10 protein-coding genes are annotated in these 15249 nt (G+C 52.4%); all 10 read right to left on the bottom strand.

The features are described 5' to 3' along the window. Nucleotides 1-13: 13 nt before the first annotated feature. The 10 genes from ACZYR9_RS09225 to ACZYR9_RS09180 all read right to left on the bottom strand — a co-directional run bounded on the left by ACZYR9_RS09225 (nucleotide 14) and on the right by ACZYR9_RS09180 (nucleotide 15196). A complete protein-coding gene (locus ACZYR9_RS09225; protein WP_488978181.1) occupies nucleotides 14-949 on the bottom strand; it encodes a GDSL-type esterase/lipase family protein in 936 nt (311 codons plus the stop codon). A gap of 329 nt (nucleotides 950-1278) precedes the next feature. Next, nucleotides 1279-2700 (bottom strand): peptidoglycan DD-metalloendopeptidase family protein, encoded by a 1422-nt coding sequence (locus ACZYR9_RS09220; protein ID WP_488978180.1) that lies wholly within the window; start codon nucleotides 2698-2700, stop codon nucleotides 1279-1281. Between the two features lie 291 nt (nucleotides 2701-2991). Continuing rightward, complete coding sequence (locus tag ACZYR9_RS09215) at nucleotides 2992-6708, bottom strand: dynamin family protein (RefSeq protein WP_488978179.1); 3717 nt, start codon at nucleotides 6706-6708, stop codon at nucleotides 2992-2994. A gap of 62 nt (nucleotides 6709-6770) precedes the next feature. Then, nucleotides 6771-7043: an NAD/NADP transhydrogenase alpha subunit gene (locus tag ACZYR9_RS09210; RefSeq protein ID WP_488978178.1), complete on the bottom strand. Its 273-nt coding sequence runs from the start codon at nucleotides 7041-7043 to the stop codon at nucleotides 6771-6773. 22 nt (nucleotides 7044-7065) lie between these two features. Then, nucleotides 7066-7752 (bottom strand): endonuclease III, encoded by a 687-nt coding sequence (gene nth / locus ACZYR9_RS09205; RefSeq protein WP_488978219.1) that lies wholly within the window; start codon nucleotides 7750-7752, stop codon nucleotides 7066-7068. A gap of 172 nt (nucleotides 7753-7924) precedes the next feature. After that, entirely contained in the window at nucleotides 7925-10687 is a 2763-nt protein-coding gene (locus tag ACZYR9_RS09200; protein ID WP_488978177.1) for an S-layer homology domain-containing protein, read from the bottom strand. A 52-nt stretch (nucleotides 10688-10739) separates the two neighbouring features. Beyond that, nucleotides 10740-11327, bottom strand: a complete 588-nt coding sequence (locus ACZYR9_RS09195; RefSeq protein ID WP_488978176.1) for a GerMN domain-containing protein — start codon at nucleotides 11325-11327, stop codon at nucleotides 10740-10742. Nucleotides 11328-11340: 13 nt separating this feature from the next. After that, complete coding sequence (locus tag ACZYR9_RS09190; RefSeq protein ID WP_488978175.1) at nucleotides 11341-12960, bottom strand: N-acetylmuramoyl-L-alanine amidase family protein; 1620 nt, start codon at nucleotides 12958-12960, stop codon at nucleotides 11341-11343. A 210-nt stretch (nucleotides 12961-13170) separates the two neighbouring features. After that, nucleotides 13171-14670 carry an AAA family ATPase gene (locus ACZYR9_RS09185; RefSeq protein WP_488978174.1) on the bottom strand — a complete coding sequence of 500 codons (1500 nt, stop codon included), beginning with the start codon at nucleotides 14668-14670 and terminating at the stop codon, nucleotides 13171-13173. Then, nucleotides 14663-15196: a hypothetical protein gene (locus ACZYR9_RS09180; protein ID WP_488978173.1), complete on the bottom strand. Its 534-nt coding sequence runs from the start codon at nucleotides 15194-15196 to the stop codon at nucleotides 14663-14665. The genes ACZYR9_RS09185 and ACZYR9_RS09180 overlap by 8 nt, the downstream gene beginning before the upstream one ends. Nucleotides 15197-15249: the final 53 nt, after the last annotated feature.

Genomic DNA, 15249 nt, shown 5'->3' with positions numbered 1-15249 from the left:
CTCCCTCATGCCCCTATTTCAAAATTTCCACAATCCGCTGCGCAATCCGTTCATAGCCCAACTGATTCGGATGGAAATGATCGGTATACAAGTATTTATTCAGATTCAGCTGGAACAGATCGTAGGTAGGTACTACCGTAATATTCGGATAGCGGCCGGCCAATTCGAAGGCGGCCGTATTCCAGCCTTGTATGACCGTAGCACCCGCACGATTCGGATCCAAATCCAGGAACGGATGGTACAAGCCCACGTACATGATTCTTGCGCCGGGGTTGGCCCTGCTGACCCGATCGAACACTTGCTCCAGACGCTTCAGCGCTTCCGGAATTCGCTGCGCAGCCGACGCCGGATTAAACCCTTCGTCCGTATCCGGTGTCCCCTGGGATGTCTGCGGGCTTGTTCCCTGCGAGCCCTCGGCCGAATCGGCAGCTCCTTGGGGCACAACCGTGCTTTGGGTATCCTGTCCGCCCCGGGAATCGAATATCCCATCACCGCCCTCAAACAGATCGTTGCCCCCGATCGTCAAAAGCACCAGATCCGCGTCGCCCAGCGCTTTCTCGATATCCGCTTTTTTGACGTCCCAATCCTTTAACAGATCATACGTTCGGAATCCGGGTATAGCAAAGTTATTATAAACGAATACCGGTTTACCAAGCTGGTCCTCCAGCCGATCCCGGACTTGTCCGACGTAACCCTTTCCCGTCAAATCTCCGGTTCCTGCTGTCAACGAATCGCCCAGAGCTACAATGCGGATCTGCTCTTTGGCTTCCCAGGCATCCTGCTTCGGTTGCTGCTCCGCAGGCTGAGAAACCTCTCCCGGAATTTCCGAAACAACGGGTTTGGGAAATATAATCTGATTTACGGCGTACGCGAACCCGGCCACGCACAGCAATGTGGACAATAGCGCTGACAGCCCGACCGTGCGCCATAACCACCGCGAAGATTTCACCTGCTCTCCCCCATTTCTTTCGTTGAAATCAAGCTTCATTCTTTTTTAGAGTAGCGGTTTAAGCCGAGTTTTGCAAACTTGCGGAAGTGTTAACATCGGGCTGCACGTCAAAAAAACGTCTTATTACGCAGACGTCTAAACAGGTATCGGACCCCATTCGGCCGCATAAACTCATGGGTATCCTATACGATTTGTATCGGGCTTTACCTGAGAGGGTGACAAAAGCCCGCAGAGGAAACAGCGAGGAGCTATAGTGCAAGAGGAAAAATCCATACCGTCGAAGTCCATCCTACCGGAGCATCCATGACGGACCGTCACGGATCGAATCGTTATAAACTGAAATATTTCATCGGGTTTAGCTGATGTCCGTTTTTGATGATTTCAAAATGCAGATGTACCCCTGTAGAGTTGCCGGTACTACCCATCACACCGATTTTTTCTCCCTTTTTAACGACCTCGTTCAAGCGGACCCCCAGCTTGCTCAGATGCCCATACAGCGTTTCATAGCCGTTTCCGTGATCAATAATAATGCAGTTGCCGTAGCCGGATTTCCAGCCGGTAAATACAACCTTTCCGTTGTCTGCCGACAAAATCCCGCGCTCATCGGATACGAAATCGGTGCCTTTGTGATTTTTCCCCCAGCGAAGACCAAATTCACTGGTCACTTTGCCACGCAGCACCGGCAGGGCGAATTTCCCTGTTCCCATCCCGGGGATCACCTTGGTTCCTTGACGAACAACGCTTTGCACAGGGGGCTCAATGAGCACCTCGCCAACCTTTTTCTTTTCCTTCAGCTCGCCATTCACACGAATGATTTGGTAAGATACCTGCTTTATACCGGCCTTGCCGCTGGATACAAGCTGAATTATTCCTGATTTCAATTCGCTGTCCTTCTCATACTTGACTCCGCTTGGCACCTTTACTTGTTCCGTTCGTGTTTCTGTCGTCACTACAGAGAGCAATGGCTGCTGTACGGTCAAGTTCAGTTTTTGTCCGATCCGGAGCAAATCGTTTTTAATCCCGGGATTATTCTGCCGAATCTGATAGGAAGAGATGCCGAATTTCCGCGCGATGCAGGAGATGCAATCTCCCTTCCGTACCGTATATTCCAAAGGCTGGACATCTCCGGTCACAATCCGGTTCAGCACCGTCTCGTAAGCCTCCACTTGTCCGGGAAACACCGCCGTCTCCAGCAGCGCCACCTTTTCCACAAAATCGGAGGTTGTCCTTACCTCAGGCATTTTCCTTTCGGATTGAGCGGAAGACAGCGCCGTTACCTCCTTCCGTTTATCGGGTACGGTATAAGGGGCCTTCACTTGCTCCAGTACAGCGGCTGCCGTTTCGGGATCCTGAACAATCCCCGCCGTTTTTCCGTCAATTTGAATCGCCACTGCATAGTAAGTAAACAGAACTTTATCGTTCAACGCGGCCAGGACCGCCTCATGGTCTATCATTGCGGGGGGCTTGGTGTTCTCTTCAAAACGAAGTCGATCCAAATTGGACGTGAACCGGTAGGCGGAGGCATGCTGCTGCACCGCTTCCTCATAACGATCCGCCTTCCAACGCCGGATGACATCCGTATCGGATACAGTACCAACCCATTGGTCGTCCAAGAATACATCGTACAAGACCACGGTATGAGCCTTTACAAACCACCGCCCCGAAGTGATGACGGCTACAATCAAAGCTAAGGCTGTAAACCATTGAACGAAAACCAGCATTTTTCTCATTGCGCTCGTGCGGTTCTTCAATGTCTTTTACCCCCTTGAGACGGTTTTACAAAATATGAAAATCCATACCCTGCGGTTTGGTACCTTCACCATATATATGTCGCTCATGCCTATATAAGACAAGAAAACAAAAAAACTCCCTAAATCCCGCTTTGAAACGAGAAAAAAAGGAGGATAACGGCGGATATCTTCCGCTGACTTCGGCGCATGTTATTTTACTCTCCAAAGCTTGAAATTCTGAGTATGGAATAACCCGTTTAGTGTAAAAAAGGGCTGCCCTCGAAACGGACAGCCCCCCAAAAAAACGATCATTTATGCCGATGGACTAATACAATTCAGTAACCGGCTGTGCTTGGCCTGCAGCTCGTTGAGGTCGAGCTTCATCTCAAGCGCCTCGATCAAGCCGGAGGCATGCTCCTCCAGCACTTGGCGCAGGCGGTCTGCCAGCTCAGCCGTCGCACTGCGCAGCTGGGCCTCATATGCGGCTGCCAGCAAGGCGGTTTGCGCTTCGACAAACCGGTCCATCGGACCGTTTAATCTGGATTCCAGCTCGCGGCGGAGCTGAGCCTTCCCGTCACCCTCGAAAAAGTGCTTAGGGTTCTTATAATAGCTCACCAGCCATTTGATTTGAATATCCTCCGCCTCCAGTGTCGGCGACAGCTCCGGTGTCCGCAGCTTCTTCGGTTCAAAGGCCGGGGCGTCAAAGGAGGAAATCCCTGTTCGCTGAATGGCCTCCACCCATGTTTTGCCCGATTGGTTCAACAGCTTGTTGATTTTGTTCTCAATGCGCAGCGTGGTGGCAAGCACCTCCTGCGTCAGGTCATAAGAAATCATACGGCGCAAGTCTTCCCAAGCGGATTGAAGCACCGTTTTGATGTCTCTGCCGTCCTCACGGAATACCGACGGATTGAACGCCAGATTGAACAGCTCACCAAAACGGTACTGCGTCCGCTGCTTGACGTAATAGAGCAGCTCCTGAATTTCCTTTGCCAGCTCCCGTGCATCGACGTCTGCGTCCTGTCTCTCCAAAAGAGAAACCCCGGCAGCCACGGATGTACGAAGCGCATCCGCTTGACCTCGTCGTTGTGCCGCATCCTCCCTTGCGCTATCCATCCACCGCTGCAGCGTCTCGGCCGCACGGCGAATTTCCGCATCTCCCGCCTGGATCGCCATTTCCATAAGCTCTTCGAAGGTAAAGCGCACAAACTCCCGCTCGAAGCGAAGGATGCCGGATTGGCTGACCATTTCATCTTCCTTGCTCAGCTTGCCTTCCAGTGCATAGTAGCTGGACAACGGGTAGATCCGGGGATTGCGGATCCCATGCTGCAGCAGGTTGCTTTCCACATGGCTCACAACCCCCTCCAGCTCCTCGGCTGAAGACGCCAGATCGGCGGCATTGACGATGAAGAACATTTTGTCCATCTCGAAGCTGTCCTTCACCCGTCCAAGCTGAAGCAGAAATTCTTTGTCCGCATGGGAAAACGCGTGATTATAATAAGTCACAAAAAGAATCGCATCGGCATTCTTGATATATTCAAAGGCTACTCCAGTATGACGGGCGTTGATGGAATCCGCTCCTGGGGTATCCACCAGCACGACGCCCTGCTCCGTAAGCGGATTGGCATAATAAAGCTCAATCAAATCGACAAAGCATGACCGCGCTTCGTCAGCCGCATAGGCACCGAACTGATCGGCCGTAATGCGAAGCTCCTGCCCGAGGCTTGGGCTCATCTCCTCCCAGCCCTTCTCCACCGCTTTGAGGAAAGCGTAGTGCGGCTTCCCTTTGCCCGGGACCTGATCGGCCTTCAAGCGGCGGATGACCTCCAATGCGTTATCCAGCGAAGTGGCCGGAACTCCAAGCACCTCCAGCGAGTAAAGCAAATCGGACGTCAGTCTGTCACGGCTTTTCATTCGAACCTTGGCCGTAGCGTGCGGCCAGCCGGCTTCCGGATCGGGCGGCATAATCTTGTTGATCGCCGCTGTCGTCGGATTCGGTGAAACCGGCAGTACCCGCTCGCCGATCAAGGCGTTGGCGAAGCTCGATTTGCCCGCACTGAAGGCGCCGAACAGCGCGACTGTGAAGCGGTTGTTGGCCAGCCGCTCCGCCTTCTCCTGCAAGGAGCGGCGGACGGATTGCAGCGCTGTCAGGCCGTCGAGCTCCTGCGTGGCGGCGTTCAGCCGCGCTGCCGTTTCGCGCAGCCGGCTGCGGTGGCCGCCCGCGGCAAGCGCAGCGCCGCCCGCGGCCGGGCCGCGGCCCGCCTGCTGCGCGAGCCAAGCGAGGGACTCGCTTGGCTCGCGCACGGCGGGCTCAGCGGCCTGCGGCGCCTGTGGCGCAGCCGTCGCGGCAGGCGCGGGCAGCGCGGGCGCCGCCGCGGCGGGCAGCTGCGCCAGCAGCGCCTCGCCGTAGGCGGCCTCCGCCTGCGCGAAGCGCTCGAGCTCGCGCGAGGCGGCAAGCCGCGCGTCCAGCTCGGCGACCAGCCCGCGCAGCGCCGCAAGGCGCGGCTGCAGCGCCGCCGCAAGGGCGTCGGCCAGCTCTTCGGCCGCAGCAAAAGCATGCTTGCGGTAGAGCGCCTTCGCCTCCGCCGCAATCTGCTTCGAATACGTCATCGTGTATTCGCCGCCAAAGCTGGCCGACTCATTCACCTGAGCCGCCAGCCATTCGGGCGTGATCTGCGCATGGATCCGATCCGCAAACTCGATCACCGCATCGGCCGGCAGACCGTGACCTTCAAAGGTCTTCTTGACCGACTGCTGAACGTGCCGCTCCACCTGCGTCTCCACCTGCGCCGCAAAATCGCGATAAAGCGCGGCAAGACGCTGCTCCCGCTCCGCAGCCGTTTTCGCCGCCGAGCCCAGCCAGCCTACCTTGAAGCCCGGCCGGCGGCTGTCGAGATAGACCTGCGCGAGATCCCGCGTCACGGCAGGAATGACGTTCGCGGCTTCGAGTACCGCCGGCACGTCCTTGCGCACCGCCGACACCAGCTCCTGCGGCAGAGCGGCCAAGCGCTCCAGCTCGGCATTCGCTTCGCGCAATTGCTCCTGCGCAGCCTCGTAGCCCTCGTCCGCGGCAATCCGGGCGCGCAGCTCCTCCTTGGCCGACTCATTCGCTTCGGCCAGCTTCGCAGCATGCGCCGCAGCCAATGCGCGCGCCGACTTCTCGAGACTGAGCCGCACCAGAGGCTCTCTGAGCTCGATCAGCCGGCCGAGCAGACGCTCCAGCTCGCCCCACTCGTTGGCAGGATGATCCGGCTTCTTCACCGAAGTATAAACGATACCTGCGGGCGTTACCCCCCAGTTCGCGAACGCCTCGCGTACCCCGGCTTGATAAGCAGCCAACGGCACTTCATGTTCACGGTGCTTGTCAATCATGTTCACGATCAGATAGAGCGGCTTGCCCCACTCCGTCAGCTTTTTCGTAAACGCGAGATTGATTTCCGATTGCACATGGTTATAATCCATCACATAGAAGACGACATCGGCCAAGTGCAGCGCCGATTCCGTGGCCAGCTGGTGCGCATCGTCCGTGGAGTCGATCCCCGGCGTATCCAGAAGCGCCGCCTGCCCCTTCAAAAATGGAATGGGGTAGCGGATTTCCACCGTTTCGATCGCTTCCCCGTTGCGGCAGTGCTCCGCCAAATCCTCCAACGCCACCTGCTCCACTTTTGGAGCGCCGCCTTCGCCATCGTTCAGCTCCCGATGAATGACACGGGCGCCGGCTTCCCCGTCTATAATACTGACAATATTTGCGCTTGTCGGAATCGGACTGGAAGGCAGCAGCGTATGTCCGCACAGCTTGTTGATCAAGCTGGATTTCCCCGCCGAAAAATGCCCGCAGAACGCCAAATGAAGCCGGCCGCTCTCCGATTTTGCCAGCAGCTGTGTAAGCTTGCGGGCATTCTCCTTGTCCCCGGCCTGATCGACCTTTGTCAGAAGGTGACGAACGGCCTCCTCCATCGTTGCGTTCAGATTTCTTTTCCCCTCTTGCTCTTGAACCGATATGGCTTCACTTGAAGTCATTACGCTTTTCATCCGTTTCTCTACCCCTAATCCTCTGTTTGAAAATAAATAAAAAAAACCGAATTGCTTCGGTTTTAGTGTACCATATTTTCCGTCTCAGGGATAAAAATTTCGAACACGTCTCGGTGCTGCAAAATGGTAATATCCTTGTCCTTCACCTTCATGACCACAACTTCGGGACGCTGCTTCATACGGTTCAAATAATTTTCCGGAACGCTGCCGGACTCCGAAACGGTAACGCCGTCCACCTGCTTTTCTTCATTTTCCTGAAGGGGAGTTTGAAGCACCTTCTCATAAATATCTGAGAACACTTCAAAATTATTGGTATATACCGATATGCATTTCATTCTTAATCCGATCCTTTCTCATTTACACTTTGACTGTTTTTCCCTTTGGTATAGATTTCCTGTTCGGGTTCGTTTTCATACGTTTTTTTCCTTCTCGGCAATGCTCCAGCAAAGGACACAGCTCACATTTCGGATTTTGCGCCTTACAGTGATAACGTCCGAAAAAAATGAGCCGATGGTGCGTCTGTGTCCATTCCTCACGCGGCACCTTTTTCATTAGCTTTTTCTCAACTTCGAGTACGGAATCCTTTTCTCCAGCCAGCCCTAACCTTTTGGACACCCGCTCTACATGAGTATCGACGGCGATCGCAGGCACGCCGAAGGCGTTGGAGACCACGACATTCGCCGTTTTTCGCCCGACACCGGGCAGCTCGACAAGCTTCTCATGCTCACGGGGTACTTCTCCATCAAACTTGTCCAATAGGAGAGCGCATAGCGCTTGAATGTTCTTCGCTTTGTTCCGGTACAGCCCGATGCGCCGGATGTCCTGCTCCAGCTCCTCCAGCGGCACAGCCAAATAATCCTCTGGACGCTTGTACTTTTGAAATAAAGTGGCGGTCACTTTATTCACCGTTTCGTCCGTGCATTGAGCAGACAAAAGAACGGCAATCGTAAGCTCGAATGGATTCGAATGGTGAAGCTCACAATGGGCATCCGGAAACATTTCGGCAATGTGATCAAGGATGACTCTAGTCTTCGTTGGTTTCATCATCTTGCCCCTCTTTCCGCCCATTTCTTACAGTTTACCGAATTGAGCAGAACGAATCAATGACCCCGACCGACAAAATGCGAACTTTTTACGAAAAAAACCGCCTGTGCAGTAAGGTTTCCTTACTAAACAGACGGCAGGCGGGCGATAAAAGTTTCTTATATATTAAAAATCAGGGCTTTTCAATCTCAATAATTTTATCGTCCAGTACATAAATCGTGACCTCTTCATTCTCCATGAATGCATTGGCAGCTACGGTTTGATTTCCTTTATGCAAGTAAGCTTTGGCGAAGAAGCTGTATGACGTCTTGTCATTGTTAGCTGTTGGCTTGAGAATCAGCTGATTTACCGTATACATGTAAGATGAAATGATACGCTTGGAAGCGGCAGCCACATGAATCGTGATTTTATCGTTTGCGTCACGAATCAGCTCCACCCGATCTTCCGGCTTCAAAGAGGTAATCGCCGACGATGTGGTCCCATTCAGCTTAATCGTAAATTGAGACCCGAGCGGCTGCACCTGGATGTTGCCTTGGAAATCCTGTACCGTGACGGTACCCAGCGAAGCGTCTACAGCCGTCACTTTGCCGCGCAGCGTATTCAGAATCCCGATGTTCTCCAGCGACGCGCCGTTAAAGCTTGCCTTTACATACTCATCTACCTGGATATCCTCAAAAGCAGGCGTTGTTTTACCCGGATTGCTAATCTTATCGTTGCTGTCTACTACAAAGGTAAGAAGCGCACCGTTCTCATCCTTCACATTCACCTGACGGGTAGCCGGTGTGGTGTAAAGCACCTTATATACTCCAGCCTTTTTCATCACAATATCGGAAATGATCGTTTGATCCCCGAGGTTGATATTCGCGCGGATCGAATCTCCTACCTTCAAATCCGCCAGCGTCCCGTTCGGTTTACTCTGCAGCTCCACTTTGGTGCTCGCATACGCCTTGAACGTCAGATTGTGTCCTCCCAGCGTACGGATGGTCATCTCGTTCGTTGTGCTGTTGATCTGTGCGACGGTTCCCTCGATATACTGCGTCATTTGAACCTGTACGACTTTATCCTTGGATACCTTCAGGTCGATTTTTCTTTTATTGTTTCCATTTGCGATGAACATCGATTGGAAATTGGAAACCGGAAGCGAAGCGTCCCCAATACGTACGGCCGTCGAGTCGGTCAGTCGGAATACGCCGAATTCTCCGTTGTCCGCTTCAATGGTAAGCAATCTCCTATCGGCATCATAGCCGACAATGGAAGCAAATACATACTGCTTCACCGTACGGCTTGTTACGGTTACCTTCACCACTTTATCGTTGACAAGGTCCAGCTTCAGCGTATCGCCGGTTTCGATATCGTACAGGCTGGCGTTCGGCAAGCCGTCGATCGATATCAATACATTGTCGGCAATGAAATAAGCGCCGAGAGCGCTGCCTCCGGATTTTTTAACCGTCATAATTTTCTTGTCATCGCTTAAACTTTCCAACGTGCCTTCCACCGATTGCGTAACATCAGCCTGCTTGCGGATGACGATGGAAACCGCCTCGTTCGATTTAATATTGTAAGTAACCGTGTCGCCGACGCGCAGCTTCGACAGGTCGGAAACCGTACCGTCAGGCAGCGTAACCGTAGCCAGCGTAGGGAAAGGATAGGTCTCGTTTTGTCCCGAAATTTGTTCCAGGAACGTTACCTGCTTTTGCTCCAAATTAATGCTTAGCACCGTACCTTCCGCGGTTTTACTCAACGGAACCTGTTTGACGATGATTTGCGAAATTTCATTTTCCTGCAGCAGCATATTGCGCTTTAACTGCAGGATGCTCCCCGGTTCAATCGAGCCTAGGCTTAGACCCCGGCCCGATGCATCCGTTACCGTCACGTTGGAAGCGAGCTTATACAAAGTGCTTTGAGTTCCCTGCTGTATAGAAATCATCATTTGATCCAGGTAAGCTTGGCCAAGCGTACCCTCGTACGTTTCCATTTGCTCCTGATCGTTCGTCAGCTCAACATACAAGGCCCCGCCTTGATTATGTACGACATAGACTTCATTCGTCAGCTTGATCGTCGACAGAGGAATCCGTGAATCGTCCTTCGCGTTATAGATGACCGTATCCGACGAAAGGGTATAGCTGTCCGTTGTTCCTTGACTGTTCAACACGCTGATTTTACGGTCGGTCAGCTCCATCACATAACCGATCGACACCCGGTCGGAACGGGTGGTCAATTCTTTGTCCGCGCGGCTTAAGAACGTAGCCATTTGGGCTCTGGTTACTTTGCCCTGAGGCTGAAATCCGTTATCTTCAAAGCCTTGAACGATCTTGAGCTCCGCTGCGGCATTAATATACCCATTGGCCCATGAGGACATCTTTTCGGCATCTGTAAACATGGACGGCGAAGCCGTCAGCTGGCGGGCAAGATCTTCTTTTCCGATCGCACGAATTACCAGCTTGGCTACCCATTCGCGAGTAGCGTCACGGGAGCCCCAAGCTGTTTTGGAGGCCGTTTCTCCCGCCTCCTCTTGTGTCAGGATCAACCCTTTGTCAAACGCAAAGGCCACATACGGCTTTGCATAATCGCTGACCTGTACAGGAAGTACCGTCTCTACCTTATTATCGAGGGCCTGCTTCTCCAGCCCCATCATTCGGATTGCCATAACAATGACATCCTGCTGGGATACCGAGTTTTCAGGACGGTATTCCGCTCTTTCATACCCTTGAATAATGCCGATAGCAGCAAGCTTGGTAATATGCTTGATGGCCCAATGCTGCGGGCTTACGTCAGAGAAGCGCTGAACGGTCCCTGTTGTTGAGCTCGCTATTGTACCCGTGGCGCTTGAGCCTGTCCCCGTTTGCTCGGCAAAAGCCGGGCCGCTCACCGTCAGAGAGAGTGCCAGTACGGCAGCGGCCAGCCTGCGTGCTTGCTTTTGTTTCTTGCTCTTCATGTACCTAATAACTCCCCTCGGATATCTTGAACTCTGAACAAATCATCTTGGCTTAGCTGCGTTTGATCGGATGCGGCAAATCCATATGGCCCATCAAGCTCTCAACCTGTTTGCCGTCTACCAGGACCTGAATCGCCTGAACCTCGGAGAACTGAAACAGTGTCTTTTGCAGAGCATCCAAGAGCATCTCCTCTCCTCCGGAACCCAAATGCGATTCGGGAGACATGGACAAATCGATGGTCAGCTGACCGCTGGATAAATGAACCGTATTAAACGTAAAGCCTTTAAACAGCGGCAGCGATTGATTATCCGGACTTGTCTTCAGCTGCTCAAGCGCCGCTTTATACTTGTCCTGATCCCGGTTATAGCTGATAGTCGCATCCTTTTCGACCAGCTTCTCAAAATTAGCGTCACTGTAGTAAGTCTTTATCTTTAGTTCCTTCTTCTGCTCCTGGTTTGGTGCCGGCGCTGTGGTCGGAGGCGGCGTACCCGTCCCCTGCTGCGATCCCTGCTCCGTATTTGCCGGGGGTGTTGTTGCTCCAGGGCTCTGCGCGGCTGGCGGCTTGCTCTGTCCGCAGCCCGCAAGCAGCAAGGTAAAGACGGCCGCAGCCGCCAAGCTTTTTTGCCATTTTTTGTGCATCGTTACCCACTCCTTAGCTGAGATTTAACTGCTTCTTAATAGCAGCAACGATGGATTCGGCAACCCGATTTTGGAATGCATCCTGATACATCAGAGCTTCCTCCGCAGGATTGGACAAAAAGCCGATTTCCAGAAGTACGGACGGCATCGTGGTGTTACGAATCACATAGAAGCGCTCCTGCTTGACCTTACGGTCGGGAAAACCTGTTGCTTCAAGAATAGAACTGTGCATCAAATTTGCAAAATTCAAGCTTTGCGGAGTCCAGTAGAACGTTTCCGTTCCGCCAACGGATTCCTTGTTAATCGCATTGGCATGAATCGAGACGAACAAATCGGCCTCGGACTGCTCCGCTTTGGCAACCCGGTCCGCCAGTTCTATGAACGTATCGTCGGACCTTGTCATAATGACTTCGATTTGGGGCTCTTTTTGCAGAAGGCTGGCTACTTTATTTCCCAGAGAAAGCACAAAATCTTTTTCCCTCCGGTTCGTGTACGAGATCGCGCCGGTGTCCTTGCCGCCATGTCCGGGATCAATGATCACCCGGAAACGATCTTTGCCCTTGTCGTTGACGAACTTGCCGGTGATCAATCCGCTTGGCAGCATGTTCGATAGAGTCAACTCTGATTTTTTCTGCAAATCTATTACTATTCTAACGATAGACGGGGCGTTTGAAAATAGCGAGAAACGAATTTTCGCGACATTTTCATGCTGTTGAGTTAAGGCAATCGTGCCTTCCTTGTTTTGATTGACAAGCGCAGTCAAGTCCGCATCAAGCTCCGCGCCCGGTAAATCGATCACGATCCGGTCCGGTCCTGATAGCTTGAACATACTAGGCTTAACTGCACCGCCGGTCGTTTGAATGCACAGCATCTCGCCTTCTAAAGCGATACCTTGGACCTTGACCAGCTTCACAGCTTGATTCTTATCCATGGCTATGCCTGTACCGGACGTATTATTCTTAACCACCGCAGACGTCAATTGGCTGTTATCGTTTTGAGGGGCGGCACAGCTGAATGCAGGATTGTTCCCACCTGGATTGGCAGGCTGCTCACCGGCTTTGACCGGATTGCCCGACCCGCCTGAAGAAGCGGGCTTATCGTTTGCAGAATTATTTCCGCCTGCCGCTGTACCCTTACCCGGCTTGCTTGGATTTCCCGTCGCTTTGTCGTCTTCTGCAGGAAGCTGATCGCTTTCAGAACTTTTTTGTTCGTACAGGAATACGGAACGGGTAGGCTCATCCCATTTGACCTCCACACCCAGATTCTCGCTTACAAAACGAATAGGAATCATGGTGTTCCCGTCAATGATGGTCGGCGCGGTCTCCAGAGTATAAGACTTGCCGGCAACCGTCGCTTGTTTCTTGTCGATAAACAACTGGATGCTGGTTCCCTCTTTTTCCACCGACACTTTGCGTAATTTCCGATCCCATGAAACCTTGGAGCCGAGCGATTCCGCAATAATACGGATCGGTACGATCGTATTATCGTTTACGATACGGGGGGCAACCTCGGGTACCAGCTGCTTGCCGTTCATGAACAATTGGATCGGCTGAGCCGCGGCCAGTGCCATCACGGGCAGCAAAAGAAGTGACAGAAGCAACATCGTGAACCAGGCAGTTAAAACCTTCATCATGCACCTCAATTTATAATATGGTTCTATGTAGAATGCCGAAAGGTTGTGAAACTTTCGGACGGCAAAAGGAAGACGGTGGTGAAATCTGCCAATATATTAGACTATCAAATTACAAAAAAGTTGCACTTTTGGCGAAACAAGCTGAAATACGGAGAAAAACAAAAAAAACCGAAGGCGAGCCGCCTTCGGTCTATCGATTTCTTCCATATTCTATGCAATTTGCTGGCTTATGGAGCTCTGCAGAAGCTCTCTGAACTGATTGCCGGACAGCACTTCCTCCGCAATCAAAATGTCGAGAGATTGCTCGAATACCTTCCGATGCCGCTCCAGCATTTGGCGTGTAGCAGTCATCAATTGATCCAGAATCGCCGCATTTTCCTTCATCAGCTCTTCCTTGGTCACCATGCTCCGATCGATAATACCGAGCCTTGTGAGCCCGGAGTCCATCATCGTACGGACCATATTCAACGCCTGCTCAAAGTCGTTTCGCGATCCTGTGCTGCGACCGCCGTAGAACATTTCTTCTGCAGCCGCGCCCCCAAGCGCAATCATGATTTGGTGCTCGATTTGTTCTTTGGTGTAAAGATACTGATCCTGCTGAGGGTTATGCCGTACAAAGCCCAGCGCTTTGCCCCGCGGACTCAGCGATACTTGCGACACCGACCCCGGACGAACCAGCTCTGCGGCAATCGCATGCCCAAGCTCATGCATCGCTACACGCTCCCGCTCCTCTTTGGTTGACTCGCGGTCCGTTTTCTCCCCGAGCATGACTTTATCGACCGCCAAAGACAGATGCTGCTGTCCGATCTTTTCCGCGTTTTCCCGCATCGCATAGATGGCCGCTTCGTTCATGACGCTCTCCAGCTGGGCTCCGGAAAAATGAAAGGTCTCCCTCGCAATCAGATCCATATCAATATGGTCCGAAAGTGGTTTATTTTTTGCGTGGATGTTTAATATATGGAGACGGCCCTTTTTATCAGGCAGATCAACTTCAATGTGCCGGTCAAAGCGTCCGGGACGAAGCAGCGCCGGATCAAGCATTTCTTTACGATTGGTCGCGGCCATGATGAGCACGCGCGGCGTATCGCTGGTATGAATCCCGTCCATCTCGGTCAAAAGCTGATTTAACGTCTGGTCGTATTCCCGATGCTGACCGCCGTCCCGCTTGCCCCCGATTACATCAATTTCATCGATAAAGACGATGGCGCTGTCTTTATTTTCTTTTGCCGCACGGTTCCTGGCGTCTTTAAACAGGTCCCGAATCCGGCTCGCTCCGACCCCGACATACATCTCTACAAACTCGCTGCCCGAAGCCGCCACAAATACCGAATTGGTATAATGCGCCGCCGCTTTGGCCATCAGCGTTTTTCCCGTTCCCGGGGGTCCTGTCAGCAAAATGCCTTTCAGCGGTCGGATGCCAAGCCTCTGAATATCTTCCGCACGAATCAGAAAGTCGAGAGCCTCCTTGAGCTCCCCCTTGGCCCGGTCTTGTCCTCCGATATCATCGAAGGTCATGTAACTAGGCGCTTTATTCCTGGTTTTCCGTTCGGCACCGACATTCATTCCGTTTCGCATCCGCGCCATATACACAAAGGTTCCTAGAATGGCAGCCATAAATACGATGGGGATAAGATTTATGCCAAGAAATAACAAAAAGGCGATGAGAACTGGTATTGCACCGATCAATATTTCTTTACCGTATTTACTCATTAGGCCACACCCCTAGCTTGGCAGGCGTTCTCGGAAGCATTACATACTTGCTGTCTTTCCCATCCGTTATCGTAATGTATACAAATTGATCATCCATCTCGGTCGATGCTTTGATCCCTTCACTTTGGGCTGTACGATCCTCAAGCGTTTTTGGAATTTGCGCATACTGCTTCGTTTCCATCGCCTGAGCTACCTCGAACAGCGCCGAAGACCACCACTGCTCCAACCGGTCGGACGGAGTATTGACCACTTTGAGTTTCAATTCTCTGCTGCCCAGCGTCGAACGCCCTTCATCTTGAATCCGATGATATACCTCACGCAGGCTTGTCCCGGGAGCAACCGTAAGCTCCAGCAGCGCTTCATTGCCCGATAATTTTATAGCTCCAAGCTCAACGCCGGGAATAGCCGACACTACTTTTTCAAGAGGGCTTTCCATAGCGTAGCTTTGATATGCGAAATAGCCGCCGAATAACAAGGAGGCTGAAACTAGAACACTCAATACAACAGGTAAAAGACGTAGTTTCACGAATCAACGTCCTCCTTCCGAATAATTAGTATATCATAATGCCTATACTGAAA

The organism is Paenibacillus sp. F024 (assembly GCF_057814255.1).
This window is presented reverse-complemented; position numbering and strand designations above follow the sequence as displayed.